This window comes from Halomonas sp. BC2, from assembly GCF_002078115.1.
Classification (GTDB): Bacteria; Pseudomonadota; Gammaproteobacteria; order Pseudomonadales; family Halomonadaceae; genus Vreelandella; species Vreelandella stevensii.
This window is the reverse complement of sequence record NZ_LFGT01000029.1, coordinates 62,668-86,882: the sequence shown is the minus strand read 5'-3', so window position 1 is coordinate 86,882 and position 24,215 is coordinate 62,668. Positions and strand designations below refer to the sequence as shown.

The following is a 24,215-nucleotide window of genomic DNA, read 5'->3' as shown; positions in this document are numbered from 1 at the left end:
AGCTCTGAACAGCAGGACGCGGCCCGTGCCCAACTGCGCGATGCGCTGCTCGACCGTCACGGCACCGGGCGCGTCATGTTCCGCAACAGCCGACGCCACGTGGGCGGCTTCCCGGAGCGGCGGCTGCACCTGACCAAGCTGGAGCTGCCCTCCGCCTATCGCCGAGTGCTGCGCCGCCTGGAGCGCGACGAGGACTATCTGGACGAGCTGCTCATCGAAACCGGCATGGACCACCCGGACGTACTGATCTACCCGGATGCCATGTACCGCGAGCTGAGCAATGATCCGCTGAACGGTGAACCCTGGTGGCATATCGACCCCCGGGTCAACTGGCTGCTGGAAAAGCTCAGTGACGACAGCGAAGACGGTTTTGCCAACGACAAGGTGCTGGTCATTGCCCACCACCGCGAAACCGCCGAAGGGCTGGCCGAAGGCCTGCGTGTGCTGGGCGGCTACCAGGCACCGGTCTTCCACGAAGGGCTGTCGCTGGTGGAGCGCGACCGCGCCGCCGCCGCTTTCGCCGACGAGGAAGATGGCTGCCAGGTGCTGGTGTGCTCCGAGATCGGCTCCGAAGGCCGCAACTTCCAGTTCTGTCGTCATCTGGTGATGTTCGACATGCCCCAGCACCCGGACCAGCTGGAGCAGCGGATTGGCCGCCTCGACCGGATTGGCCAACGCCACGCCATCGAGCTGCACGTCCCCAGCTTCATCGGCAGCCCGGGGGAGCGACTACAGCGCTGGTACGACGAAGGCATGGCCGCTTTCAGCGCGCCCCACGGCATTGGCAGCGACCTGTTCGACGCCTTTGGCGACGCGCTGGCCGATGCGCTGCTCGACGATGAGGCGCTTACCGAGATCATCGACGAAACCCACGCAATGTTCACCGCCAAACTGGCCGAGCGCGACGCGGGCCGCAACCGGTTGCTGGAGCTGAACGCCTGCCGCCCGGCCCAGGCGCAACAGGTCATTGATGCGGTACGTGAGCTGGATGAAGACCCGGCACTGCCCCGCTACGTGGAGCGTGCGCTGGATATCTTCGGGGTCGATAGCCAGGAAATTGGCAATGGCCTGCTGCACCTGCAGCCCAGCCAGCACATGCTGGACGGGCTGCCGGGGCTGGTCAAAGGGGAAGAGGGCTTCTCTGCCACCTACAGCCGTGGCCAGGCCTTGGCGCGGGATGACGTGCAACGCCTCTCTTGGGAGCACCCGCTGCTGCGCGAGATGATGGGCCGCATTCTGGATGGCACCATGGGCAATACTGCCCTGGCGCTGCTGCGCCATCCGGCCATTCCCAGCGGTCGACTGATGGCCGAGCTGATCTTCCGCACCCACTGCCCTGCGCCTAAAGCGCTGCACCTGAACCGCTTTTTGCCCCCCACGGCCGTCCGGGTGCTGCTGGATGAGTCCGGGGCCAATCTGACCAGCAAGATCTCCTTTACCGGGCTGGGCAAAAACCTGCAGAAGGTCAACAAGTCGCTGGCCCGTGACCTGATCAAGAGCCGTCATGACCAGCTGCGTGACCTGCTGACCCAAGGGGAGAGCGAGGCCGAGCGGGAGCTGCCCAGCATTGTGGAAGCCGCCGAAACGCGCATGCGTGCTCAGCTGGATGCCGAGCTGGCCCGCCTGACGGCGTTGGCAGAGCACAACCCGGCAGTGCGCAGCGAGGAGCTGGAAGCCCTCAAGCAGGAGCGCCGGGCGCTCAGCGATGCCATCGAAAACACTCGCCTGCGGCTCGACTCGGTGCGGGTCATCATCACCGTTGACCCGAACGCCTAGAGAACGCCTAGCCCAGCGGCTTGCTGGCGGCTAGAAAATGGCCGCCAGCGCTTTCGATAGCGTCGGGTACTGAAAGCTGAATCCCTCCTCGAGCAGTCGTGCCGGTCGCATATCCGCGCCGGTCAACAGCAGCTGTGACATCTCGCCGAAGCCCGCCTTCAGCACCAAGGCAGGTACCGGGAAAATGGCGGGACGATGCAGTTGCCTGGCCAGCGCCTGGGTGAATTCGGCGTTGGTCACCGGGTGCGGTGCGCTGCCGTTGAAAACGCCCGACAGACCAGAGCCGTTGATCAAGAAGATAATGGCAGCCACCAGGTCGTCTCGATGGACCCAGGGCATGAACTGCTGACCATCGCCGAACCGCCCACCCAGCCCTAGCTTGAAAGGCGGCACCATTTTTTGCAGGGTGCCGCCGCCTGCCTCCAGCACCAGGCCTATGCGCAGAATGGCCAACCGAACCCCCAAAGCTTCCACCGGCTTGGCAGCGGCTTCCCACTGGGCACACAGCCGATGGGCAAACTCATCGTGGGGCGGGGTAGCCTCATTCACGACTTTGCTGCCCTGATCGCCGTAATACCCCATGGCCGAGCCACTGACCAGGACCGCAGGCAACGGCTGTCCGTTGGCCGCCAACTGCTCGCACAGCGCCACCAGCTGCTGGGTGCTGTCGACCCGCGAGCGAATCAGCCGCTCCTTTTGCTCGGCGCTCCAACGTTTGGCGGCTATCGACTCCCCTGCCAGGTTCACCAGCGCATCGGGGGGCGTATCGATAAATGCCTGCGCGCTGTCGCGAATATCACACTCGGGGGGCAGCTTTCCGCGTACCTTGTGGGGCGTGCGCGACACCACCTGCACGTCGTGCCCTTGGGCAATCAGCTGTGGGCATAACCGCTGCCCCACGAATCCGCTGCCGCCGGTAATCAGTACTCGCATGGTATTCCCTCCTGAAGCTGGATAGCCCCTGCACTCCATCACCTATCCATGATCTATCCATCACCTATGGCAAAACGCCGTCGCTGGGTGCAGCGGGCGAGTCGACCATCCGTATTGCAACTTTTTAAATTGCACGATATCTATACATAATTGCTACAATAGAATCACTCTTCAACATGATGTCCACTTCGCGAGCTGCCATGCCCCAACACCTTGCTGCCCCCCCTGCGCTGACTCCACACGACGCCGTGGCCATTATTGGCGCAGGCATGTCAGGACTGGCCTGCGCCCACCTGCTGGCACAGCAAGGCGTAACGGTCAGCCTATTCAACAAGGCGCGAGGGCCGCACCGCGGCGACGCTTGATCTGGGCGCTCAGGCATTTACCGTGCGCAATGCCGATTTCGCCCAACAGCTCGCCCAGTGGCAAGACGCAGGCTGCGTGGCCCCTTGGCCAACGTGCACTCATCAGGCTAGTGCATCCGGTTGGCAAACACACGATGACGGCCAGTTGCGTTATACCGGAGCTCCGCGCATGAGTGCGCTGACTCGGTATCTGATAGACGCCATCGCTCTTCATGCACACACGGCCCTCCTTTCGGAACCGCGTATCGTCGCGCTCGAAGCGGGTGGCGGATGGCGCATGGCATTTGAAAGACGCTGCAGGAAACCATCATGGGGCCTTCAGCCGCGTCGTCATCATCGCTGGCGATACGCCCAACCCGCCAAGCCAAACGGATAGGGATACCTATACAGCCAGCAAGGTATCGCACTATGCGGTGACAGCTGGAAAGGCAGCCGCGTCGAGGCTGCCTGGTTATCCGGCAATGGGCTGGGCAGGGCCTTAATAGGCCGGTCGGTCTAATGAATACCACGACAGGAGTACAGGAGCATGGAAGCCACAGAGGTTGTACCTAGCCGCCACAAGTTGTACAAAGGTGCCTATAATAGCGTGACGCTATCTCAGCGATTATCGGCTCATCGACGTAGCGACACGGCAATTACAGACAGACCCCTGCAATACCTGTTGCAGGCAACCAAGAGGCAATGGCGCCCATGAGCAACAAGGCGACCCACCCACCCGATACTCCGCTCTATCCGATTCGGGAAGTTTCCCGTCTGACGGGTGTGAACTCGGTCACCCTGCGCGCCTGGGAGCGACGCTACGGCTTGATTCGTCCGCAACGCACGCCAAAAGGGCACCGGCTTTACGCACAGGACGACATCAGTCGCATCGAACGTATTCTGCAATGGCTCAACCGTGGCGTGCCGGTCAGTCAGGTCGCCGACCTGCTGGACCAGCCGGAAACCGTGGAAACCCCCGCGCTGGATGCCGGCGACTGGGCCAGCCAACGGCAGCAGCTGCAAGCCATCATCGAAGCGGTCGACCTGCCCAAACTCGAGGCGCTGTATCACCAAAGCCTGGCGCTCTACCCGCTCAGCGTGGCCATCAACGAACTTTGGCAGCCGGTCATTTTGAGCCTGGAAGCCAAATGGGCCGCTCAGCCGGACGACCTGGTGCGGCGCACCTTCGAATCCTTCCTGCGTAGCCAGGTGGGCATTCGCCTGCACTATGCCAACCAGGCTACCCGCGGCCCGCTGCTGCTGCTGACCGCCATGCCCGACGACCCAGGCCCCTTGTGGGTGTTGATGTGTGCGCTGATGGCCAGCGAACAGGGCTACCGTGTACAGCTGCTCGACCATTCGCTGGCACTGGAAGATCTGCCCCAGGCGGTGTCGCGTCTGCACTCTTCCATGGTGTTGCTCTCCAGCGGTCAGCGCGAAAACGACCACTACATTCGGGTCGACCTGCCCAAGGCGGCCGAGCGTTTGGGCGTACCGGTCGGCGTGTGCGGCGAAGTCGCCCGACTGCGTGAAACAGAGCTGCGCGACGGCCCGGTACACATGCTGGGCGATGACCTGCCTCAGGCCGTGGCGCGTTTGCGCCCGCTGCTACGCGAATCAGGCATTCTCTAGCGCCCGACAGGCCACGCCACGGGAGTGCACATGGATCTGCAGTTGGTTTGGCTACGCAGCGACCTGCGTGTTCACGATAACTCCGCCCTGGCGGCGGCCGCCGCCAAAGGCCCGGTGGTCGCTGTCTTCTTGCGCAGTATCGAACAGTGGCGTGCCCATGGGCATGGCACCAACAAGCTCGACTTCTGGGCACGCGGTGTACATTCCCTCAAGGAGTCCTTGACCGGCCTCAATATCCCGCTGCTGCATCGGGATATCGACAGTTTCGATGACGCACCCAGCGTACTGCTCGCGCTGGCTCAGAAACACGGCGTTCAGCAGCTGCACTTCAATTACGAGTACCCGCTGAACGAGCAGCGCCGCGACCAGGCCGTTCTGGAAGCTTTCAAACACGCGGGCCTGACGGCACAGGGCCACCATGATGCCATTGCCTTTGCCCCGGGAAGCCTGCTCACCGGCAAGGGCGATTACTATGGCGTGTTCACCCCCTTCGCCAAGGCGTGGCACAAGCAGGTAACTCAGGAGCAGCTGGCACTACGCGATACGCCTCAGGCGCAATCGCCTCTGGACCTGCCCAGTGATCCACTGCCCGCCCTCCCCGAGCTCGAGGACTCCCCCGTGGATGGCCGCCAATGGCCTGCAGGCGAAAACGCGGCCAGCGATCACCTGGAGCGCTTTCTACGCTTTCGCGGGCGGCACTACCAACGACAGCGCGACTTCCCCAACGTACGTGGTACCAGTGAGCTTTCGCCTTACCTGGCGCTGGGCATGATCTCGTATCGCCAATGTTTACAAGCCGTGATGAGCGAAAACGACGGCCACCTGGCAGACGGGGATGCCGGGCTCACGACCTGGGTGAACGAACTGATCTGGCGGGAGTTCTACCAGCATGTGACCGTGGGCTTTCCCCAGGTATGCCGCTATCAACCCTTTCAGGAACACACCCGCGATCTGGCCTGGCGTGATGACGATGAGGGGTTTGCGGCATGGTGCGCAGGGCGTACCGGCTACCCCATCGTGGATGCGGCCATGCGCCAATTGGTGACGACCGGCTGGATGCACAACCGACTGCGCATGGTCACCGCCATGTTCTTGAGCAAGCATTTATTGATCGACTGGCGGCGTGGGGAAGCCTTTTTCATGCGCCATCTGGTCGATGGCGAATTTTGCGCCAACAACGGTGGCTGGCAGTGGGCGGCCTCCACGGGCACGGACGCTGCGCCCTACTTCCGTATCTTCAACCCCACCACCCAGTCAACGCGTTTCGACCCTGAAGGGGCCTTCATCGCCCACTGGCTACCAGAGCTGGCTTCCTTGCCCGCCAAGGCGCGTCATGCGCCACCACAGGACATGCTGAACCCGGTGGACTACCCCTCCCCCATCGTCGACCACAAGGCCGCCCGTCAACGTGCCCTGGACGCCTTCAAGGCCTTGTCGAAGTAGGCCAGATAAAAACCATACGAGGCATATACTGAAGAAGTTTTTTTCAACGATCCGCTCCATCACATTGAGGGTAGGCAAGCACTGGAACGCTATTTCGCCCTGGGTTCGTGAAGCCCCCTCTCACGGATCGCAACGACTTCCCCATGCCCATGCAGGTCAGTGCGGACGAGGCGGCCAGCGCCATCATTGCCGTGTTCGCGCTGCTGGGGCATCAGCACTTACATGCGCCGCTATCAACCCAGCGTCGTGAGCTGATCAGTTGGCCCCTTCCGCCAAGGGTGGCGGCAACCAGCGCTGCTCCAGCTCAGCGGCAGAGAGCGGCTTGGCAAAATAGAACCCTTGCACCAGGGTACAGCCCGCCTTGATCAGAAACTGGCACTGCGCCTGGGTTTCGACGCCTTCCGCGACGACGTCGAGCCCCATCCCCGCCGCCATGGCAAGAACGGCTGTGACGATTGCAGCATCGGCCTGATCATGGGGCAGATCGCGAATGAAGGCGCGGTCCAGTTTGATCTTGTCGACCGGCAGCCGTTTCAGGTAACCCAGCGACGAATAGCCCGTGCCGAAATCGTCAATGGCAATGGCATACCCCTGATCGCGTAACGCCTGCAATCGCGGCCCCATGTCACCGGCACGCTCGTCGAGCAGCACCGACTCGGTCAGCTCCAGGCCGATCTGGGCAGGCTTTAGCTGATAGCGCTCCAGGCAGGTCGCCAACTGCGTTTCCAGATCGCCCTGAAACAGCTGCAGTGCCGAAATATTGATCCACACCGTGACCTTGGGCATGCCGCTGTTCTGCCAATGGGCCTGCTGCGCGCAGGCTTTCTCGATGACCCAACTGCCCAGCTCGGCCATCAGGCCGTGGCGCTCGGCCAACGGAATGAAGTCTCCTGGTGAAATCATGCCGTCTTGCGGGTGGCGCCAACGCAGCAGCGCTTCCATTCCCATCAGCTCGCCGGTACCGGGATGATGCTGGGTCTGGTAGTGCAGCTCCAGCTGGTCTCCCGAGATCAGCGCCGCGCGCAGGTCACTCACCAGCGCCAGTTGAGGGTTGTCCTGCTTGTCGAGCGCCGGCCGGAAACGCTGGCTATGGTTACGCCCCAGCCGCTTGGCGCTGTACAGCGCAGACTCCAAGCGCTGGAACAGTACGCCGGAATCACGCCCATCTTCGGGTGCCCGGCAACTACCGATGGAGAGCCCCAGGCGCAGCGACTGGTCGTTGATTTCAAACGGGCGCCCCATATGGTCGCGCAAGGTCATGATCCACTTGTCATGGTCATCGAAGGTAGTGGTGCGAATGACCATGAACTCATCGCCGCCCAGTCGACCCACAACACTGCCTGCCATGTAACTGGCCAACCGTTGCGCAAAGCGTGCCAGCAGGCGGTCTCCGTACTCTACGCCCAGGCTGTCGTTGACCGATTTCAAGCCGTCTATATCGATCAGCGCAATATCCAGGCTCTCTCCCGCACGCAGGTGGCGCAAGCGTGATGCCATCAGGTCATGCAGGCGGCGGCGATTGGGCAGCCCGGTCAGGGGGTCTTCATAGCCGATGCGGCGCAGGTCGCGCTCGCGGGCCTTCTGCGCCGAAATATCGGCAAACAGACTGATGAAATGGGTGATATTGCCGCGGCGGTCGGTGACGGCACGCACCTTCAGCCATTCGGGGTATTCGTCGCCATGCTTGCGGCGGTTCCACACCTCGCCTTCCCAACGCCCGGTGGCCTTCAGCGTGTTCCAGAAATTCTGATAGAAGGCTTTGTCGTGGCGCGGCGCGGCAAGGGTCTCCAACTTGCGGCCGACTATCTCCTGGCTGTCATATCCAGTAATATCGGTAAACGCAGGGTTGACCATCAGGACCCGGTTATCGACATCACTAATCACGATCGCGTCCCCTGCCAGCCCAATGGCATCGAGGGAAAGTCGCAAGCGCAAGCGCTGCTGGCGCACCTGTTGCCAGGCGTCCCACAAGCCCAGCGAAACCAGACCAGCCGCCACCATGCGCAGCGCGGCATCCGGGATCCAGACACAGGCAGGCAGCGCAGTCAGCGCCACCCAGACCAAAGGACGATTCATCGAGATAGGCAGCCACATGGCGTTTCTTGTTGTCCTATTCAGCAGTCACTACGTCGGCAACGGTATGGATGACATCATGCCGCCTTACCCCACCCCTGGATAGATCATATTACGTGAATCATCCGTTGATTAGGCAATTTCGCGCATGGAGTGCCGCATCCGTACGCGACCATGGTCGTCATTGGCAGTCACGATGCGCCTTAAAAACACAGGATAAGACGCCTGCGGCGTGCATTCAGCGGTTTCGGGAAGTAGACTAGGCGCAACCACCATTTTTGACTTTCGGAACGATTCAGTGACCAAGCAACATTCCTTTGATCGCGAAGAACTGCTGGCCTGCTCACGCGGCGAGCTGTTTGGCCCTGGCAACGCACAGCTGCCTGCCCCCAACATGCTGATGCTTGACCGCATCATTCACATCCATGAAGAGGGCGGTGAGCACGGCAAGGGCGAATTGATCGCCGAGCTGGATATCACCCCTGACCTGTGGTTCTTTGACTGCCACTTCCCGGGCGACCCGGTCATGCCCGGCTGCCTGGGCCTGGATGCCATGTGGCAGCTGGTCGGTTTCTACCTCGGTTGGCTGGGTCACCCTGGCCGGGGCCGTGCCCTGGGCTGTGGCGACGTCAAGTTCAGCGGGCAGATTCTGCCCGATGCGAAAAAGGTAACCTACCGGATCAACGTGAAGCGCATCATTACGCGCCGACTGATTCTGGGCATTGCCGATGGCACCGTGTCCGTCGACGGGCGCGACATCTACCAGGCCAATGACCTGCGCGTTGGCCTATTCACCTCCACTGCGAATTTTTAACAGGAGGCTCCCATGCGACGAGTGGTAGTCACCGGCCTTGGCATCGTGTCCTGCCTGGGCAACGACCAGCAACAGGTCCTGGGCGCGCTCAAGAGCGGGCGTAGCGGTATTCGGTTCAAGGAAGAGTACGCCGAGCGCGGTTTCAGAAGCCACGTGGCAGGCAGCGTCGATATCGACCTGGACGCACTGATCGATCGTAAGCTGCGCCGCTTCATGGGTGATGCAGCCGCCTATGCCTATGTCTCCATGGCCCAAGCCATCGAAGATTCAGGCCTGACCGAAGCGCAGGTTTCCAACGAGCGAACCGGCCTTATTGCCGGCTCTGGCGGCGCCTCCAGCGCCAACCAGGTAGAAGCCGCCGACGTCATGCGCGAAAAAGGCCTGCGTCGCGTCGGTCCTTACCGGGTCACCCGTACCATGGGCAGCACGGTCTCGGCGTGTCTGGCCACGCCGTTCAAGATCAAGGGCATCAACTACTCCATCTCCTCTGCCTGCGCCACCTCGGCTCACTGTATCGGCAGCGCCATGGAGCAGATTCAGCTAGGCAAGCAGGATGTCGTGTTTGCAGGCGGCGGTGAAGAAGAGCACTGGACGCTATCGTGCCTTTTCGATGCCATGGGGGCCTTGTCTACCCACTATAACGACACTCCTGAGCACGCTTCTCGCCCCTATGATCAGGCACGTGATGGCTTCGTCATCGCGGGCGGCGGCGGCATGCTGGTGCTGGAAGAGCTGGAACATGCCAAGGCACGCGGCGCCAAAATTTATGGCGAGCTGGTCGGCTACGGCGCAACCTCCGATGGCCATGACATGGTCGCGCCGTCTGGCGAAGGCGCCATGCGCTGCATGCGTCAGGCCATGGCGACCGTCGATGGCAGCATCGACTACATCAATACCCACGGCACCTCGACCCCCGTGGGCGATGTGGCCGAATTGAAGGCGATCCGTAGCGTCTTTGGCGACACAACGCCTGCCATGAGCTCTACCAAATCGTTGACGGGCCACTCGCTGGGCGCCACCGGCGTGCAAGAAGCGATCTACTCGCTGCTCATGATGCAGCACCGCTTCGTGGCGGCCTCGGCCAATGTCGAACACCTGGACGAGCAAGCCGATGGTTTCGATATCGTGACCCAACGCCGCGATGACGCCACCATTGACCGCGTGCTGTCCAACAGCTTTGGCTTCGGCGGCACCAATGCCTGCCTGGTGTTCCAGCGCTATACCGGCTGATCCGGTCTCAACGTCCAACACAAACGGCGCCCAAGGGCGCCGTTTGTGTGGGTGCAGCGTGTGCGCTGTTTGTCAGGGCACTGGCTTTGGAGCAACGGCTTTTAAGGCCTGGGCACCTCGGAGATCTCGCGAAGCTGCCCTTCGATCCACGCCTCCACATCAGCCAATACTTCGTCTGGGGTACGCCCAGCGGTGTCGATGGGCGGGCCAATGCGCACACGCAGGACACCCGGGCGTTTGACCCACTGGCGACCCGGCCAACGCTCACCGGCATTGTGCGCCACCGGCAGCACCGGCACACCGGCACGGCAGGCGACCACGCTACCGCTCTTGTTGTAGCGCTTGCGCACCCCAGGATCGACACGCGTGCCTTCGGGAAAGATCAGCACCGAAAGTCCGCCGTGTAAACGCTCCACCCCCTGCGTCAGCACCTGTTTCATGGCCCGAGCAGGCCTGGAGCGATCCAGGCTAATGGGGCGCAGCAGGCGCAGCCCCCAGCCAAACACAGGGATACGCAGCAGCTCTCGCTTGAGCACCGTACAGACCGGCGGCTTCATGACCTGCAGGAACAGCGTTTCCCACTCACACTGGTGGTTGGCCTGAATGACGCAAGGCCCCGCAGGAATATGTTCGCGCCCTTGAATTTCGTAACGTACCCCACAGGCCAGCCGAAACCAGACCATCAGGAAGTAGTTGTAGAGGTTCAACAGACGATAGCGCGCCGCCAGGGGAAGAAACGGTGCCACGGGCAGGAACAGCACACCAATCAGCAGCATGGCTGAAAAATAGCCCAGATAAAACACCAGGCTGCGTACCACATTCATCAAGCGGACTCTCCTGTTCCAGTACCGGTGACGGTCGGCTGAGTGCGGGTCAGGCACCAGGCATCCAGCATCCGCCCTACCTCGAGCCGCCAAGGCTTTTGGTGTACGCCAAAGACGTCCAGCACACGGCGACAGTTCAGCACCCGCCGCAGCTTGGCATCGTGATGGTGGTTCAACGCCTGCACCTCACCCAGCTCGACCGCTTCGCCACGCCCTTCGAGATGGGTGGCCAGCTGGGTGCGCACCATGGAGACGAACGTAAACGCACTGACCGGCTCGGTGCCTGCCAGGTGATACGCCCCCCAGGCATCGGCCCCGCAGGCTTGCTGCTGAAGCATGCCCACCAGCGCCATGGCCACGGCATCCGCCGAGGTAGGGCAAAAAATCACGTCTTCGGCCGCACGCACGGGCTGGCCTGCTACAAAGCTGTCGATGACTTCATTGAGCCAGGCATGGCTACCTTCCAGGGCGAACAGCGGCCCCAGCCGCACGATCAAGTGGCGGTGATACTCCGCGCGAATACGGTCACCGGTCTGCACCAGGCGGCGCAAACACTCATCACGGGGGGCCGGCACGACATGCTCGTCGATCGGGATCTCGAACCCCTCTTCGTAGAGCTGGTCGGACACGCACCACACCAGGGCAATGCCAGCCGCCCGACAGGCGTCGACACACTGGTCCACCGCATCGGCATGGGCATAGACATCGGCGGGCGTCATGCTGAGGGGATGCGACAGAGGCGGAATGATCACCGCCTCCGGGGCGATGGCCGCCAGCTGGTCTGGAGAAACGCTCACGCCCTGCTCAATCACCAACTCGGTATCCGAGCGCCGACTTGCCTCACGGGCCAATGCCAAGCTCAAGCAGTGTCCTGCATTCAGTATTAGCAGCTTCAAGACAGACCCCTTTTCTCAACCCGGTAGGGTGGCGGCAACGCCCAGCACGGCATGGCGATCAGAACGGAATTTCGTCGTCAAAATCGTCGAAGTTACCGGGATCCGGAGCACCGTAGCTGCTGTTTTGCTGATGCGCAGGCGGCTGCTGCTGAGGCGCCGCACCGCCACGCTGAGGCGCGGCGTTCTGTTGCGGAGCGTAGCCACCCTGCTGAGGTGCCTGCTGAGGCGGCTGCTGGTAATGCTGTTGCGGCGGCGCAGACTGGGCAGGCGCTTGCTGGGCATAGCCACCCTGCGGCGCACCGCCCCCCTGGTAGTCACCACTGCGACCATCCAGCATCTGCATGTCGTTGGCGACGATTTCAGTGCTGTAACGGTCCTGGCCATTCTGGTCCTGCCATTTACGCGTCTGCAGACGACCTTCGATATAGACCTTGGAACCTTTTTTCAGGTACTGCTGGGCAATTTCAGCCGTCTTGTTGAACAGCACCACGCGGTGCCATTCGGTACGCTCCTGCCGCTGGCCGCTCTGGCGATCCATCCAGGTGTCCGAGGTGGCCAGGTTCAGGTTGGCGACCGCTGTACCGGACGGAGTGAAACGCACTTCCGGATCCTGGCCCAGATTACCGATCAGAATAACTTTGTTGATACCGCGCGCCATAAGGTCGCTCCTTGTCGTAAACGGTGATGGTCTCTCATTGATCAGGGCCGCGGAGGCGGAATCAACCGGGCCAGTGCCGCCTGATCAAGCTCTTTACGATTGACTTTCAAATATACCAGGCGCTCTTCCGGCACGACCATGACATCTTCGACACCCGCCACATCGGCCAGGTGCTCCATGAGTAGGTCCATGGCATCGGCCTGGGTATCCTGCAACGCCACCACTTCACTGGAGAGCGGCGGCGGTGACGGCATGCCGCACATGGCCAGCCACCAGCACAGCGCCAGCACCGCACAACCGATGAACACGGCGTCCAGCCCCCAGGTGTGCGCCAGCCAGCCCCCCAGGGTACCGCCCAAAAACGCGCCCAGGAACTGGCTGGTGGAGTAGACGCCCATGGCGGTGCCTTTTGCTCCGGCAGGCGCCAGTTTACTTAGCATGGATGGCAGAGTGGCCTCCAGCAAATTGAAGCCGGTAAAAAACACCAGCAGCCAGACAAACAGCCACTGCCCCTGGGAGAGCGGTAGCCCCAGCGCCGCCAAACTGAGCACAATGGCCCCAATGGCCAGCAGGCACATCAGTTTCATGCGCTGGCGCTTTTCGGCCACGATCACCAGCGGCACCATGGCGACAAACGACAGTCCCATGATGGCCAGATAGGCCAGTCCATGGTACTCCACCGCTACCCCGGCGTTCAGCAAGCGGAACGGCACGGCCACGAAAATGGCCATGAGCACCAGGTGCAGAGCAAAAATCGACACGTCCAGACGCCACAGGTCCGGGCGGGTAATGACACGCTTGAATTGCTGACGGTCCAGCCCGACATCCCGATGGCGCAGGCGCCTGGGCGCTGGCGGCACCCAGCGCCACAGCACCAGCAGGCCCACCAACGTGAGCAGTGCCGTGAACCAGAACAGGCTCGACAGCCCTCCCCATGACGCCAGCCAGGGTCCCAGCACCATGGCAACGGCAAAGGACACACCGATGGAGAGGCCAATGGTCGCCATGGCAACGGTGCGTACCTGCTCGCGGGTCTGGTCGGCCAGCAGCGCCATGATGGCCGCCGCAATGGCGCCGCTACCCTGCAGCGCGCGGCCGACGATCACGCCACCAATGGTATCCGCCGTGGCGGCCACGACACTGCCTGCTGCAAAAATCAGCAGGCCCATGGCAATCACTCGCTTTCTACCGATCCGGTCCGACAGCCAGCCAAACGGAATCTGCAGAACCGCTTGAGTCAGGCCATACACGCCCAACGCCAGACCAACCAGTAACGGCGTCGCCCCTTCCAGCGTATCGGCATACAAGGCCAGCACCGGCAGCACCATGAAGAGTCCCAGCATGCGAGATGCGTAGAGACCGGCCAAGCCGCTGATGGCTCGGCGCTCGGCAGCCAGCAGCAGTGCAGAAACCTTGCGCATAGAACCCTTGTGTACGATGAGTGGGCCGAACGGCCTGAGATAACCGCCCATTCTAGCGCTTTGTCGGCACGCTGGAAACGCCAAGCATGAAATGCCCGCCACGCTGCAGCGAAGCGAGACAGTTTTGCCGGAAGGGGTACAGCAACCGTATAATTACGCTTTTGCCACGCGATTCGAGGTGTTGATGGACAGCATTCTGGTCAGGGGTGCCCGCACCCACAACCTCAAGCAGATCGATGTGGAGCTGCCCCGTGACAAGCTGATCGTGATTACCGGCCTGTCAGGCTCCGGCAAGTCGTCCTTGGCGTTCGATACGCTCTACGCCGAAGGCCAGCGGCGCTATGTGGAATCGCTCTCCACCTATGCGCGCCAGTTTCTATCGATGATGGAAAAGCCCGATGTGGATCACATCGAAGGGCTCTCTCCGGCCATCTCCATCGAGCAAAAATCCACCTCTCACAACCCTCGGTCGACGGTTGGCACGATTACCGAGATTTACGACTACCTGCGCCTGCTGTTTGCCCGTGCCGGCACCCCTCGCTGCCCAGAGCATGGCGAGGACCTGGAAGCTCAGACGATCTCCCAGATGGTCGATCAGGTCATGAACCTGGCGGAAGGCACCCGCTTGATGCTGCTGGCGCCGGTCGTCAAAGGCCGCAAGGGGGAGCATTTACAGCTGCTGTCCGAACTGCGCGCGCAGGGGTTCGTGCGCGTCCAGATCGATGGCCAGGTGCTGGAGTTGGACGACATAGCGCCGCTGGACAAGCGCAAGAAGCACGATATCAGCGTGGTCGTGGACCGTTTCAAGGTACGTGACGATATCGCCCAGCGCCTGGCGGAATCCTTCGAAACGGCCCTGAACCTGGCCGACGGCACCGCCATGGTGCATTTCATGGACGGCGAGCAGGATGACCTGGTCTTCTCGTCCCGCTTTGCCTGCCCCGTTTGCGGCTATTCGCTCTCCGAGCTGGAGCCGCGGATGTTTTCGTTCAACAACCCGGCAGGGGCGTGCCCGACCTGCGACGGCCTGGGCATCCAGCAGTACTTCGACCCGGAGAAACTGATCAGCCACCCCGAGCTTTCCCTGGCGGAAGGCGTGATCAAGGGCTGGGACCGGCGCAACATTTATTACTTTACTCAGCTACAGGCGCTGGCCAAGCATTACCGCTTCGAACTGGAAACGCCTTGGCAGGAGCTGGCCCGCCACGAGCGGGACATCATCCTCAACGGCAGTGGTGGCGAGCTGGTCCCCTTCGTTTACGTGGGAGACCGTGGCCGGAAAGTCACCCGTGAGCATGCCTTTGAAGGGGTGCTGCCCAACATGCAGCGCCGCTACCGGGAAACCGAGTCCAGCATGGTACGCGACGATCTGGCCAAATACATTGCGGTTCAGCCCTGCACCGCCTGCCACGGCTCGCGGCTCCGCAAGGAGTCTCGCCATGTGTATGTCGATGACCGCAACATCGCGGATATCGTCCACCTGCCGATTGGCGAGGCATGGCGCTACTTTGGCGCGCTATCGCTGCCCGGGCGCAAGGGAGAAATTGCCGACAAGATCGTCAACGAGATCCATGCTCGCCTGGAGTTTCTGGTCAACGTGGGGCTTGATTACCTGAACCTCGAACGCAGCGCCGACACGCTCTCCGGGGGCGAGGCCCAGCGTATCCGTCTGGCTAGCCAGATCGGCGCTGGCCTGGTGGGCGTCATGTACATCCTGGACGAGCCCTCCATCGGGCTGCACCAGCGGGACAACGACCGTCTGCTCAAGACGCTGGAGCGGCTGCGCGACCTGGGCAACACCGTGATCGTCGTCGAGCACGACGAAGATGCCATCCGCGCGGCGGACCACGTGCTGGATATCGGCCCCGGTGCAGGTGTCCATGGGGGCGAGATCGTCGCCCAGGGCACGCCGCAGCAGGTGATGGACAACCCGAACTCGCTGACCGGCCAGTATCTCTCTGGCAGCCGCGAAATCGCCGTCCCGCCTTACCGGATCCCGGGCAATCCCGAGAAGCAACTGGTGGTGCGCGGTGCCACGGGCAACAACCTGCAAAATGTCACCCTCAGCCTGCCATTGGGGCTGTTCATTGCCGTGACGGGCGTCTCCGGCTCCGGCAAGTCGACGCTGATCAACGGCACGCTGATGCCGATTGCCGCCCGTGAACTCAACCGGGCCACCACCCTGACACCGGCTCCCTACGAGAAGGTGGAAGGCCTGGACCAGCTCGACAAGGTCATCGACATCGACCAGAGCCCGATCGGCCGCACCCCGCGCTCCAACCCGGCCACCTATACCGGCATTTTCACGCCTATTCGTGAGCTGTTCGCCGGTACCCAGGAGGCTCGTTCCCGGGGGTACAAACCCGGGCGCTTCAGCTTCAACGTCAAGGGCGGCCGCTGCGAAGCCTGCCAGGGCGAAGGCATGATCAAGGTGGAGATGCACTTTCTGCCGGATATCTACGTCCCTTGTGACGTGTGCAAGGGCAAGCGCTACAATCGCGAAACCCTGGATATCCACTACAAAGGCAAGACCATCCACGAGGTATTGGAGATGACGGTGGAAGATGCGCTGGCCTTCTTCAGCCCCGTGCCCGCCATCGCCCGACGCCTGCAAACGCTCATGGATGTGGGGCTTTCCTACATCCGTTTGGGGCAAAGCGCCACGACGCTTTCCGGGGGCGAAGCTCAGCGGGTCAAGCTGGCGCGCGAGCTGGCCAAGCGTGACACCGGCAAAACCCTCTACATTCTGGATGAACCCACCACTGGCCTGCACTTCGAGGATATCCGCCAGCTGCTGACGGTGCTGCACCGACTGCGCGACCACGGCAATACCATCGTGGTGATCGAGCATAACCTGGATGTCATCAAGACGGCCGACTGGTTGATCGATCTGGGGCCGGAAGGCGGTTCGGGCGGAGGTCAAATCATCGCCGAGGGCCCCCCTGAACAGCTGGCCAAACAGACGGTATCGCACACCGGGCGCTTTCTGGCACCGTTACTCGAACGTGGCAGCCGTGCCACACGCTAGGCGCATCATGGCCGCTGCCCAAGCGTTTAGGCAGCGGCCAAAAAATTCAGGAAAAGGCGGCGCTGACTGCTTATAGTAAGCAGCGAGACTGCTTAACAATGGTTGCTTCCTGTGAGGAGACACACGCTGTGGAACAGGACAAAAGCTGTATTATCCGCCACTTTAGCCACTACTGCTCGCTCAACGATGACGAGAAAGCGCTGCTGGCCTCGCTGGAAGAGAGCCCCACCAACATCAAGGCAGGCACGGTGCTCTGGGAGATGGGCGCACCGGCCAATGAGTTCTGCACGCTGCGCAGCGGCTGGGCCTACTCCTACCGGCACCTCGAAAACGGCGACCGTCAGATTCTGGAGGTTTTCCTGCCCGGTGACATCATCGGCCTGCGGGAGTTTGCGTTTTCCCAGCGCCTTGAAAATGTCCGCATGATCAGCGACGGCGTCATTTGCCACTTTCCCCACAAGCGTATGCTGGAGGTCTTCCGCGAGTCGCTGTCGCTCACGTCGGTGATGTTTGCCATTGCCAGCCGACAGCAAGCGCTGCTGACCGAACGGCTGGTCAACCTGGCACGGCGCAGCGCGCGCAAGAAGATGGCCCATTTCCTACATGAAATGTATCTGCGCTTGCGCCAGACCAACGACGATATCAGCGGGCAGTTCCGCCTCCCCCTGTCACAGGAGCAGTTGGCCGACATCCTGGGCTTGAGCCCGGTTCATGTCAGCCGAACCTTCACCGCACTCAGCGAAGACGGTCTGGTGTTTCGTGACCGGCACCATGTCACCATTCCGGACCTCGATGCGCTGGCTACCGAAGGAGAGTTCGACGACTGCTACCTGACCGACAACGTCAGGCCGTTGCTGGAAGCTTGAACGCCCTATCTTTTAGACCTTCAACGATGATACCGCTTATGCCCGTCAAGAGCCGTACACTGCTGGCGATACTGGGGGGGAGCCTGCTGGGCAACGCCCAGCTCGTCCAGGCGGCCACGTTCAACGTGGAGCACGCCGAACCCCATGAACACTGGTCATCGATGGCGCTGTCACTGGGCGAAGAGCGCCATTTTCGTGCTGTCGAGACCCACAGCTACTCCGATGCCACCTTGAGCCTCAATACCACCCAAGGGGTATGCGACCTCCCCTGGCTGGAAATGCGCGTGACCCTGGCACAGCAGCAGGGCGAGAGCCGCGCCGTCAATCTGGTGCCTACCCGGCTGCGTATCGATAACCAACCCATCGTGGACACCATGGCCGAGTTCATCACCGAGCGCGGCGATGACGGCTTCTACGCGCACTTTTACCTGAGCGATCTCGACACACTGATGGCCCAGATGCGCACCGGTGAGCAGCTGTTCCTGGGCTTCGACCAAAACGAGCAGGAGCCCTGGTACATGACCTTCAGCCTCAACGGCGCAGACCGCGCCATCGCGCGTATGCAGCAGCTGTGCGAGGAGAGCGCGCCAGAAGGTTAATCTGATCGCGGCTCAGCGACTTCCACGCGATTGCGACCGCTGCGCTTGGCTCGGTACATGGCCACATCGGCCCGCGACATCAGCGTCTTGCAGCTATCGCCCGGCTGCCATATTGCCACACCGATACTCACGGTGATGGGCTGGTCCAACCCGCTGACATGCAGCGTGGCCACCAGGCTGCGCAGGCGTTCAGCCAGACCCATGGCCGCTTCTTCATCGGAGTGCGTCGCCAGCACGACGAACTCTTCGCCGCCCCAGCGGCCAAGATGGTCGCAGCCCCGCAGCGACGTTTCCACCAGCCGGGCCAGCGAGACCAGTACGTCATCCCCCACGCCATGCCCATAGGCGTCGTTGATCTGCTTGAAGTGATCCACATCAAACAGCAGCAGCGCAAATGCGGCGCCGTAGCGCTTGGCCGCCACCAACTCGGCATCGATAGCCTGCTCGATACGGTAGCGGTTCCAGACCTGGGTCAGTGGATCGAAGTGGGCCAGCTGTTCCAGCCGCTGGTTGGCCAGAGCCAGCGCCTTGCGCTCTTGCTCGAGGTGCATATTGAGGGTGCTGATTTCGTAAGCCGAAATGGCCAGCGTCAGGTTTTCACCCAGATCGACAGCCGCTAGACGCTCGACGCGCTGCCACGCTTCGCTTTTACCTACCACTTCCTCACTCCATGCCGCCGATGGCGCCACCGGTAACGCGGTCGCCGTGGCCGCCGACATTGGCCGCATGGCCCAGTAGAGGGTTTCCACCTGCTCCGGTCGGAAGAACAGCAGCCAGTCCCGTTGTGAAGGGCTGATGGACAGCGGCACGGCCAGAACACCACACTGCTCCGGCATGCTGAGCGAGGCCGTCAGCGGCTCGGCAGCCACCTCGCGGGTACACCACGGCCCCCCATGGCGATGTCCTCTGTCGATACGCTTGACCAACTGACATACCACCGTGGAGAGGGGCACGACCCCCGCCGAGCACACGCTGCCATTGCGCCACAGCGCAACCCCCTGAGCACGAAACAGTCCGCACCAGGACTCAGCCTGCTCATGCAGAATCTGCTGAGGGCTTTTGGGCTCCTGCTGGGCAGAGACCGACAGCACCAGACTATCCTGTACCCGCTGCAAGTAACGCGCCTCCTGGCGCGCGCGCAACAGTAGCCATCGCTGTGTTGCCATATGCACCAGGGTACGCACCGCATCGCGCACCGGGGGCGCAACAGGGTGCGCATGGGCCGAATGACAGAACAGCAGCCCCCACAGGCCGGTATCGCTCTGCATGGCCACGCTGAAGGCACTACGTGCCCCCAGCCGTTGCAGGTAGACACGCCGCTCGGCAGCCGGTGCACGCAAAAAACAGTCGCTCAGGTTGACCGTGACATGGGCAGGCTCCAGCGGCTCTGTATCGGCGGCCACGTCTTGAATCAAACGCACCGCATGGCGCTCGTAAGCGCGCCGCAGGGCCAGTGGGAAGTCACTGGCGGGGAATCGCTGCCCCTTGAGCGCAGGTAATCGGCCCGCACGCTTTTCGGCCACGATGAGACCATGCCAGTCGCCGTCGAAGTGGCACACCGAGACGCGCTCGTGCCCGGTCAGCGCCTGAACGGCACTGACCAGATAGTCCAGCAACTCCTCCTGGTGCGTTGCTTCGGCCAAGCGTACCAGGCGTTCATTGAGCGTTCCCAGTAAGCGCTGTTTGCCCAGAGAGGTCAGCGGCTCTATCTCGACGACGACGTGCCGATCTGTCCGATAAGCCTGTAGTTGAAAGCGCGTATTGACGGTAGCCTGCCGAAAGGTGAGCGGGCCGGCCAGGCGCGGCTGGCCCTGCAGTTCACGACGCAACCGCTGGCAAAGCTGTTTCCCCAATAAGGTCGTGAGCGTCGCAGGAGGGGGCTCGGGGGCGCCCCCCAGTAATGCGCCGAGGTTACGGCTGGCGGCCTGAATTTGCCGACAGTCGGGATCGAGCACCAGCACGGCGCCAAAGGATTGCAGTCGAGAGTGATGCGTCGACACAAAGATAGCCTCGAGATAGAGCTTTACCCCTCGACCTGCTGCTTGAGCAGCAGTTCAACGCGTCGGTTGGCAGCTCGCCCTTCCGCGGTCGCGTTGCTTTCCATGGGTTGGGTGTCGGCATAGCCAACTGCCCGCATACGAGAAATGGCGATACCCTGGCGCTCCAACTGGCGTACCACGGCAATGGCTCGCCCCGTGGAAAGCTCCCAGTTGGAAGGAAAGCGCGGGGTGGCAATGGGCACATTATCGGTATGTCCTTCCACCGATATTTGGCCTTCGAACGTTTGGAGTACCGACGTGAGACCTTCCAACACGATCAGGCCCTGGGGCGTTAGCACATCGCTACCACTGGAAAACAACAGGCTGTCGTCGATGCGCAGGGTGATGCCTTCACGGCCCTGCGAGACACTGACTCCTGGAATATCCAGCCCGGCCATCTGCGGCTGCACGCCGTCGTGACGTGGATGAATACCAGTGGCCAATGAGGCCAACGGCATGGCCATGATGGCACTGGCCGGCCCCATGGCATCGCTCTCCCTCCCTTCGCCACCGCCAGGAGGCGTCAGCGCCAGCAAGAGCACGAACAGGGTAATCAGCAGCGTCAAGACGTCCAGGTAACTGGTCAGCCACCCTTCATCGCTCTCGCTTGCTGCCGCAGGCAGCTCCAGCGCATGCCGTGCATCCTGATTGAGCATGGGGCTACCCTTTCTTCAGCGCCGGGTCGGCATCCGGGCGCGGCTTGACGCTCGCATCACGAATTTCATCGTGGTAGTTGGCCACGAACGAGTTCAGCGTTTCTTCGATGAACGACGGCAGGCGACGCTTGGTAATCAGTGAAATGCCTTCCAACACCATGTTCATGGTGATCAACCGCTCTTCGGTGCGCCGCTCCAGCTTGACGGCAATGGGTTTGAAGACCAGATTGGCCAGCAAAATACCGTAGAACGTGGTGAGCAGCGCCACGGCCATGCGCGGACCAATCACCTGCAGATCGCCCGCATCCATGACTTCCAGCATGTTGACCAACCCCACCAGCGTACCGATCATGCCGAAGGCCGGCGCATAGGTGGCCATGGTGCGAAAAATCTGTGCTTCGGCATGCTCCCGCGCCTTCAGACGTGCGATTCGCCAGCGCAGCATGTCAAAAATTTCATCTTCCTTGGTATTGGCAATGACCAGTTGAATCCCGGTGCGCAGAAACGGGTTGCGCGTGTGCTCCAGCTCCCGCTCCACGGCTCGCACATCGCCCTTGAACCATAACCGCGACATGGCCACCAACTCGCTGATATCGTCGCGCACGTAGGTATTCTCGCGGCGGAATACCAGCCCTACCAGGCGCACCACCCGCAGCACCTCCTTCAGGGGGTAGCTGATGAATGTCGCTGCCAGGGTGCCGGTAATGACGATGGCAAGGCCAGGCAAATTGATAAAGCTTTCGGGTGATTCTGCGGTGAAGAACAGCACGCTTACCAATAACAGCATGCTGGCAAATATGCCGATCAGCGTAGAGGGGTTCATCAACGGTTCCTTGCCGGTTAACGTGAGAGGGTAAGAGGGTTAATGCTGGTCGCTCAAGCGAGCACGAAGGCGACTAACGGCCTGACTATGCAGTTGCGATACTCGCGACTCGGTCACACCCAGTACCGCTCCCACTTCCTTGAGGTTCATCTCTTCCTGGTAATACAGAGCCATCAGCAGTTTTTCACGCTCGGGCAGCGCCTCAATGGCTTCGATGAGCGTGCGCCGCTGCTGCTCATCGAGCAGCTGCTCGAACGGGCGATTGGCGCTGCCTTCGTCACCCGCTGGCTCACCGCCATCGGCCACCAGCTCCTCGAAAGGCAGTAACTGACCGCTGTTGGTGTCATTCAGCAGCTGCTGATAGTCACTCAATGGCATATCCAATGCCTGCGCGATTTCCGTCTCTTCGGGGGGCCTGCCCAGCACCTGCTCCAAACGGCGCACGGTTTCATCGACCGCCCGGGCAGAGCGGCGCACGCTGCGCGGCAGCCAATCCCGAGTGCGCAGCTCATCCATCATGGCCCCCCGGATGCGCTGGCTGGCGAACGTGGCAAACGTCGCGCCCTGTGCGGCATCAAAGCGACCCAGCGCCTCCAGCAAGCCCACCATACCCGCTTGAATCAGATCATCCAGCTCGATACTGGCGGGCAATCTGACCTGCAGCGTCAAGGCCTGACGTCTCACCAGTGGCATGTATTGCGTCAACAGCTCACTCTGCTTGATCCTGCCTTGTGCTGTATACATCCTATCGCCTCACGGCTAAACGATCTTTACTGATAGTTCACGATGACCTGTAACCCCTGCACCCGCACGGGTCGCTGCCCCGGCGACAGCGCAAAACGCATATAGAGCGGTTCGCTGGCGCTCAGGCCGGACAGTGCCATGGTACTGCCACGCGCGCTCCCCAAGGGCACACACTGTTCAGGATGGCACAGCCAGGCGTTGACAGGCACGTGGGCAGGCGTCTCGAAACGCCATTGCACTCTCGCCAACGTCGCACTTCCCAGCGGTACGCCCGCAGGGGGGCTGATGGCCTGGCTACTGCTTGCCCGATCGCTCATGGCCACCATCACCGAGGGCATTTGGCTGCTCCAGCTCCCCGTGGCCGCTAGCACCGAGCTGGCGAACCCAAACGCCAGCATCAGGAGCGCTGCGCTTGAGCAGCGCGCTCTGCGTGTCACTGTCGACCACTTTACAACGTGGATCAATGTTTGCCGACGCATCGTGTTGAGCGACCTCTTGTGTAGAACCATGGGCGGCACCTTGTCATGGGGCCATCAGCGCGCCAGTAGCAACAGCTCTATCTGCAAGTAATGCTCGGCGGCATCACGCAAGTTGTCGAGCAGCCCCTGCCGCGGCAGGTGGGGCTCGTGCAGCGCCAGCAAACGCGCTGGCCCGCCCCGCTCGCGCATCTGGCGCAGCGCGCGGTACATGCTCGCAAAGGCTTCGGCATCGCTGTTGACCCATAGCGCCCAATGGGGGTAGCGCTCGGCCAGGGCCGTCAGCGACCCTGTCTCTGGCTGGGCTACCTTGATGTCCCACTCCTGCGGATCACCCGCCCATTGGCGCCCCAGCGACGCCCACTGGGCCAGGCGCCCCTTGACCTTGTCTACCTGCACGGCGCCCGCTGAGCTCAGGCCCACCACCACCAGTGTCCGCGTTGGACGCGGCGGCGACACATTGGCCGCCGCCGTGGTGACCTCTGGCGAAGTGGCAGTGGCGGCTGACGCAGTATCCGCGGACGGCACGTCAACGTCCATTGCCTCTTGCGGTTCCTGTTGCGCTTCTTCCTGTTGCTCGCCGCGCTGCTGACGCTGTAGATCTGCCCATTTTCTCAGCCCTGCCGCCTGGTCCTGACCCTTCATAGCACATCCTCGAGGCTGACACTGCCCAGTTGACGAATGGCATCGCGGGCCATCAGTACATGCAGCAGCGCATCCAGCAGCGCCGTATCGCGACGCTTGCGCTGGCTACCCAGTAACCGAATCAGGTCCGTTCGCAGCGCTTGGCCGTGCTCATCATCGGCCAGGTCGAGATGGCCTGCCACGGCTGCCGCGCCGCTGGCCATCAGCAGGCGCAGCTCACGACTGACCTCACCGCCGTCATTGTCCTTGAGCTGCTGCCAGGCACGCCTGGTAAGTGCGGCCAGCCCATCGCTTT

At 62.0% G+C, this 24,215-nt stretch carries 21 protein-coding genes and 1 pseudogene; 9 read left to right on the top strand and 13 right to left on the bottom strand.

Going from position 1 to position 24,215, the window contains the following annotated elements:
• Positions 1–1,776: RNA polymerase-associated protein RapA (rapA, locus tag B7L71_RS16525; RefSeq protein ID WP_081139230.1), on the top strand; the 1,776-nt coding region annotated here is incomplete at its 5' end.
• A gap of 30 nt (positions 1,777–1,806) precedes the next feature.
• Here the strand turns inward: rapA and B7L71_RS16520 are convergent.
• Positions 1,807–2,709: a TIGR01777 family oxidoreductase gene (locus tag B7L71_RS16520; protein WP_081139229.1), complete on the bottom strand. Its 903-nt coding sequence runs from the start codon at positions 2,707–2,709 to the stop codon at positions 1,807–1,809.
• A 200-nt stretch (positions 2,710–2,909) separates the two neighbouring features.
• On the opposite strand from B7L71_RS16520, the gene B7L71_RS17815 reads away from it, so the two are divergent.
• The 3 genes from B7L71_RS17815 (at position 2,910) to phrB (ending at position 6,128) form a co-directional block, all read left to right on the top strand.
• Positions 2,910–3,074, top strand: a complete 165-nt coding sequence (locus tag B7L71_RS17815) for an FAD-dependent oxidoreductase (RefSeq protein WP_249273290.1) — start codon at positions 2,910–2,912, stop codon at positions 3,072–3,074.
• Between the two features lie 690 nt (positions 3,075–3,764).
• On the top strand, positions 3,765–4,685 hold the full coding sequence (locus tag B7L71_RS16510; RefSeq protein ID WP_170919525.1) for a MerR family transcriptional regulator: 921 nt from the start codon (positions 3,765–3,767) through the stop codon (positions 4,683–4,685).
• Between the two features lie 30 nt (positions 4,686–4,715).
• The gene (gene phrB / locus B7L71_RS16505; RefSeq protein WP_081139226.1) at positions 4,716–6,128 is read left to right on the top strand and encodes a deoxyribodipyrimidine photo-lyase; all 1,413 of its coding nucleotides are present in this window, start codon (positions 4,716–4,718) and stop codon (positions 6,126–6,128) included.
• A 255-nt stretch (positions 6,129–6,383) separates the two neighbouring features.
• On the opposite strand, the gene B7L71_RS16490 is transcribed toward phrB, so the two are convergent.
• Positions 6,384–8,222, bottom strand: coding sequence for a putative bifunctional diguanylate cyclase/phosphodiesterase (locus B7L71_RS16490; protein ID WP_081139223.1), 1,839 nt, complete (start codon positions 8,220–8,222; stop codon positions 6,384–6,386).
• Between the two features lie 277 nt (positions 8,223–8,499).
• Between B7L71_RS16490 and fabA the strand changes: the two genes are divergently transcribed.
• Positions 8,500–9,015 carry a 3-hydroxyacyl-[acyl-carrier-protein] dehydratase FabA gene (gene fabA / locus B7L71_RS16485; RefSeq protein WP_016915744.1) on the top strand — a complete coding sequence of 172 codons (516 nt, stop codon included), beginning with the start codon at positions 8,500–8,502 and terminating at the stop codon, positions 9,013–9,015.
• A 12-nt stretch (positions 9,016–9,027) separates the two neighbouring features.
• Positions 9,028–10,245, top strand: a complete 1,218-nt coding sequence (gene fabB / locus B7L71_RS16480) for a beta-ketoacyl-ACP synthase I (protein WP_081139221.1) — start codon at positions 9,028–9,030, stop codon at positions 10,243–10,245.
• Between the two features lie 101 nt (positions 10,246–10,346).
• Here the strand turns inward: fabB and B7L71_RS16475 are convergent, their stop codons facing one another.
• The 4 genes from B7L71_RS16475 to B7L71_RS16460 are packed head-to-tail and all read right to left on the bottom strand — an operon-like array spanning position 10,347 to position 14,044.
• Positions 10,347–11,072: a lysophospholipid acyltransferase family protein gene (locus tag B7L71_RS16475; RefSeq protein WP_081139220.1), complete on the bottom strand. Its 726-nt coding sequence runs from the start codon at positions 11,070–11,072 to the stop codon at positions 10,347–10,349.
• Positions 11,069–11,965 carry a sugar nucleotide-binding protein gene (locus B7L71_RS16470; protein WP_081139218.1) on the bottom strand — a complete coding sequence of 299 codons (897 nt, stop codon included), beginning with the start codon at positions 11,963–11,965 and terminating at the stop codon, positions 11,069–11,071. Before B7L71_RS16470 ends, B7L71_RS16475 begins: the two co-directional genes overlap by 4 nt.
• A gap of 58 nt (positions 11,966–12,023) precedes the next feature.
• Positions 12,024–12,623, bottom strand: a complete 600-nt coding sequence (ssb, locus tag B7L71_RS16465) for a single-stranded DNA-binding protein (protein ID WP_081139217.1) — start codon at positions 12,621–12,623, stop codon at positions 12,024–12,026.
• Between the two features lie 41 nt (positions 12,624–12,664).
• Positions 12,665–14,044 carry an MFS transporter gene (locus tag B7L71_RS16460; protein WP_081139267.1) on the bottom strand — a complete coding sequence of 460 codons (1,380 nt, stop codon included), beginning with the start codon at positions 14,042–14,044 and terminating at the stop codon, positions 12,665–12,667.
• Between the two features lie 184 nt (positions 14,045–14,228).
• Here B7L71_RS16460 and uvrA point away from each other — a divergent pair, with 184 nt between their 5' ends.
• From uvrA to B7L71_RS16445, 3 genes are all read left to right on the top strand, one after another.
• The gene (gene uvrA, locus B7L71_RS16455; protein ID WP_081139265.1) at positions 14,229–17,072 is read left to right on the top strand and encodes an excinuclease ABC subunit UvrA; all 2,844 of its coding nucleotides are present in this window, start codon (positions 14,229–14,231) and stop codon (positions 17,070–17,072) included.
• Positions 17,073–17,200: 128 nt separating this feature from the next.
• A complete protein-coding gene (locus tag B7L71_RS16450; RefSeq protein WP_016915737.1) occupies positions 17,201–17,938 on the top strand; it encodes a Crp/Fnr family transcriptional regulator in 738 nt (245 codons plus the stop codon).
• Between the two features lie 38 nt (positions 17,939–17,976).
• A complete protein-coding gene (locus B7L71_RS16445) occupies positions 17,977–18,537 on the top strand; it encodes a hypothetical protein (protein WP_081139215.1) in 561 nt (186 codons plus the stop codon).
• Here B7L71_RS16445 and B7L71_RS16440 read toward each other — a convergent pair.
• The 7 genes and pseudogenes from B7L71_RS16440 to B7L71_RS16410 form a co-directional block, all read right to left on the bottom strand.
• A complete protein-coding gene (locus B7L71_RS16440; protein WP_081139214.1) occupies positions 18,534–20,537 on the bottom strand; it encodes a sensor domain-containing diguanylate cyclase in 2,004 nt (667 codons plus the stop codon). The genes B7L71_RS16445 and B7L71_RS16440 overlap by 4 nt on opposite strands.
• Before the next feature lie 23 nt (positions 20,538–20,560).
• On the bottom strand, positions 20,561–21,232 hold the full coding sequence (locus B7L71_RS16435) for an OmpA family protein (protein ID WP_081139212.1): 672 nt from the start codon (positions 21,230–21,232) through the stop codon (positions 20,561–20,563).
• A gap of 4 nt (positions 21,233–21,236) precedes the next feature.
• On the bottom strand, positions 21,237–22,055 hold the full coding sequence (locus B7L71_RS16430) for a motility protein A (protein ID WP_081139211.1): 819 nt from the start codon (positions 22,053–22,055) through the stop codon (positions 21,237–21,239).
• A 39-nt stretch (positions 22,056–22,094) separates the two neighbouring features.
• Positions 22,095–22,799 carry an RNA polymerase sigma factor FliA gene (locus B7L71_RS16425; protein WP_016915732.1) on the bottom strand — a complete coding sequence of 235 codons (705 nt, stop codon included), beginning with the start codon at positions 22,797–22,799 and terminating at the stop codon, positions 22,095–22,097.
• A 26-nt stretch (positions 22,800–22,825) separates the two neighbouring features.
• Positions 22,826–23,137: a flagellar protein FlhE gene (locus tag B7L71_RS16420; RefSeq protein ID WP_232710723.1), complete on the bottom strand. Its 312-nt coding sequence runs from the start codon at positions 23,135–23,137 to the stop codon at positions 22,826–22,828.
• Positions 23,138–23,332: 195 nt separating this feature from the next.
• Positions 23,333–23,920: a hypothetical protein gene (locus tag B7L71_RS16415; protein WP_081139209.1), complete on the bottom strand. Its 588-nt coding sequence runs from the start codon at positions 23,918–23,920 to the stop codon at positions 23,333–23,335.
• Positions 23,917–24,215, bottom strand: a pseudogene (locus B7L71_RS16410) (flagellar biosynthesis protein FlhF); the annotation flags it as partial. The gene B7L71_RS16415 and the pseudogene B7L71_RS16410, both read right to left, overlap by 4 nt.

Excerpts from the sequence above, each read along its gene's own strand:
- fabB (WP_081139221.1), top strand. The coding sequence starts at position 9,028 with ATGCGACGAGTGGTAGTCACCGGCCTTGGCATCGTGTCCTGCCTGGGC.
- B7L71_RS16435 (WP_081139212.1), bottom strand. The coding sequence starts at position 21,232 with ATGCTCAATCAGGATGCACGGCATGCGCTGGAGCTGCCTGCGGCAGCA.
- B7L71_RS17815 (WP_249273290.1), top strand. The coding sequence starts at position 2,910 with ATGCCCCAACACCTTGCTGCCCCCCCTGCGCTGACTCCACACGACGCC.
- B7L71_RS16490 (WP_081139223.1), bottom strand. The coding sequence starts at position 8,222 with ATGTGGCTGCCTATCTCGATGAATCGTCCTTTGGTCTGGGTGGCGCTG.
- B7L71_RS16415 (WP_081139209.1), bottom strand. The coding sequence starts at position 23,920 with ATGAAGGGTCAGGACCAGGCGGCAGGGCTGAGAAAATGGGCAGATCTA.
- phrB (WP_081139226.1), top strand. The coding sequence starts at position 4,716 with ATGGATCTGCAGTTGGTTTGGCTACGCAGCGACCTGCGTGTTCACGAT.
- B7L71_RS16420 (WP_232710723.1), bottom strand. The coding sequence starts at position 23,137 with ATGCCCTCGGTGATGGTGGCCATGAGCGATCGGGCAAGCAGTAGCCAG.
- B7L71_RS16460 (WP_081139267.1), bottom strand. The coding sequence starts at position 14,044 with ATGCGCAAGGTTTCTGCACTGCTGCTGGCTGCCGAGCGCCGAGCCATC.
- uvrA (WP_081139265.1), top strand. The coding sequence starts at position 14,229 with ATGGACAGCATTCTGGTCAGGGGTGCCCGCACCCACAACCTCAAGCAG.
- B7L71_RS16425 (WP_016915732.1), bottom strand. The coding sequence starts at position 22,799 with ATGTATACAGCACAAGGCAGGATCAAGCAGAGTGAGCTGTTGACGCAA.
- B7L71_RS16510 (WP_170919525.1), top strand. The coding sequence starts at position 3,765 with ATGAGCAACAAGGCGACCCACCCACCCGATACTCCGCTCTATCCGATT.
- B7L71_RS16430 (WP_081139211.1), bottom strand. The coding sequence starts at position 22,055 with ATGAACCCCTCTACGCTGATCGGCATATTTGCCAGCATGCTGTTATTG.
- ssb (WP_081139217.1), bottom strand. The coding sequence starts at position 12,623 with ATGGCGCGCGGTATCAACAAAGTTATTCTGATCGGTAATCTGGGCCAG.
- B7L71_RS16520 (WP_081139229.1), bottom strand. The coding sequence starts at position 2,709 with ATGCGAGTACTGATTACCGGCGGCAGCGGATTCGTGGGGCAGCGGTTA.
- B7L71_RS16445 (WP_081139215.1), top strand. The coding sequence starts at position 17,977 with ATGCCCGTCAAGAGCCGTACACTGCTGGCGATACTGGGGGGGAGCCTG.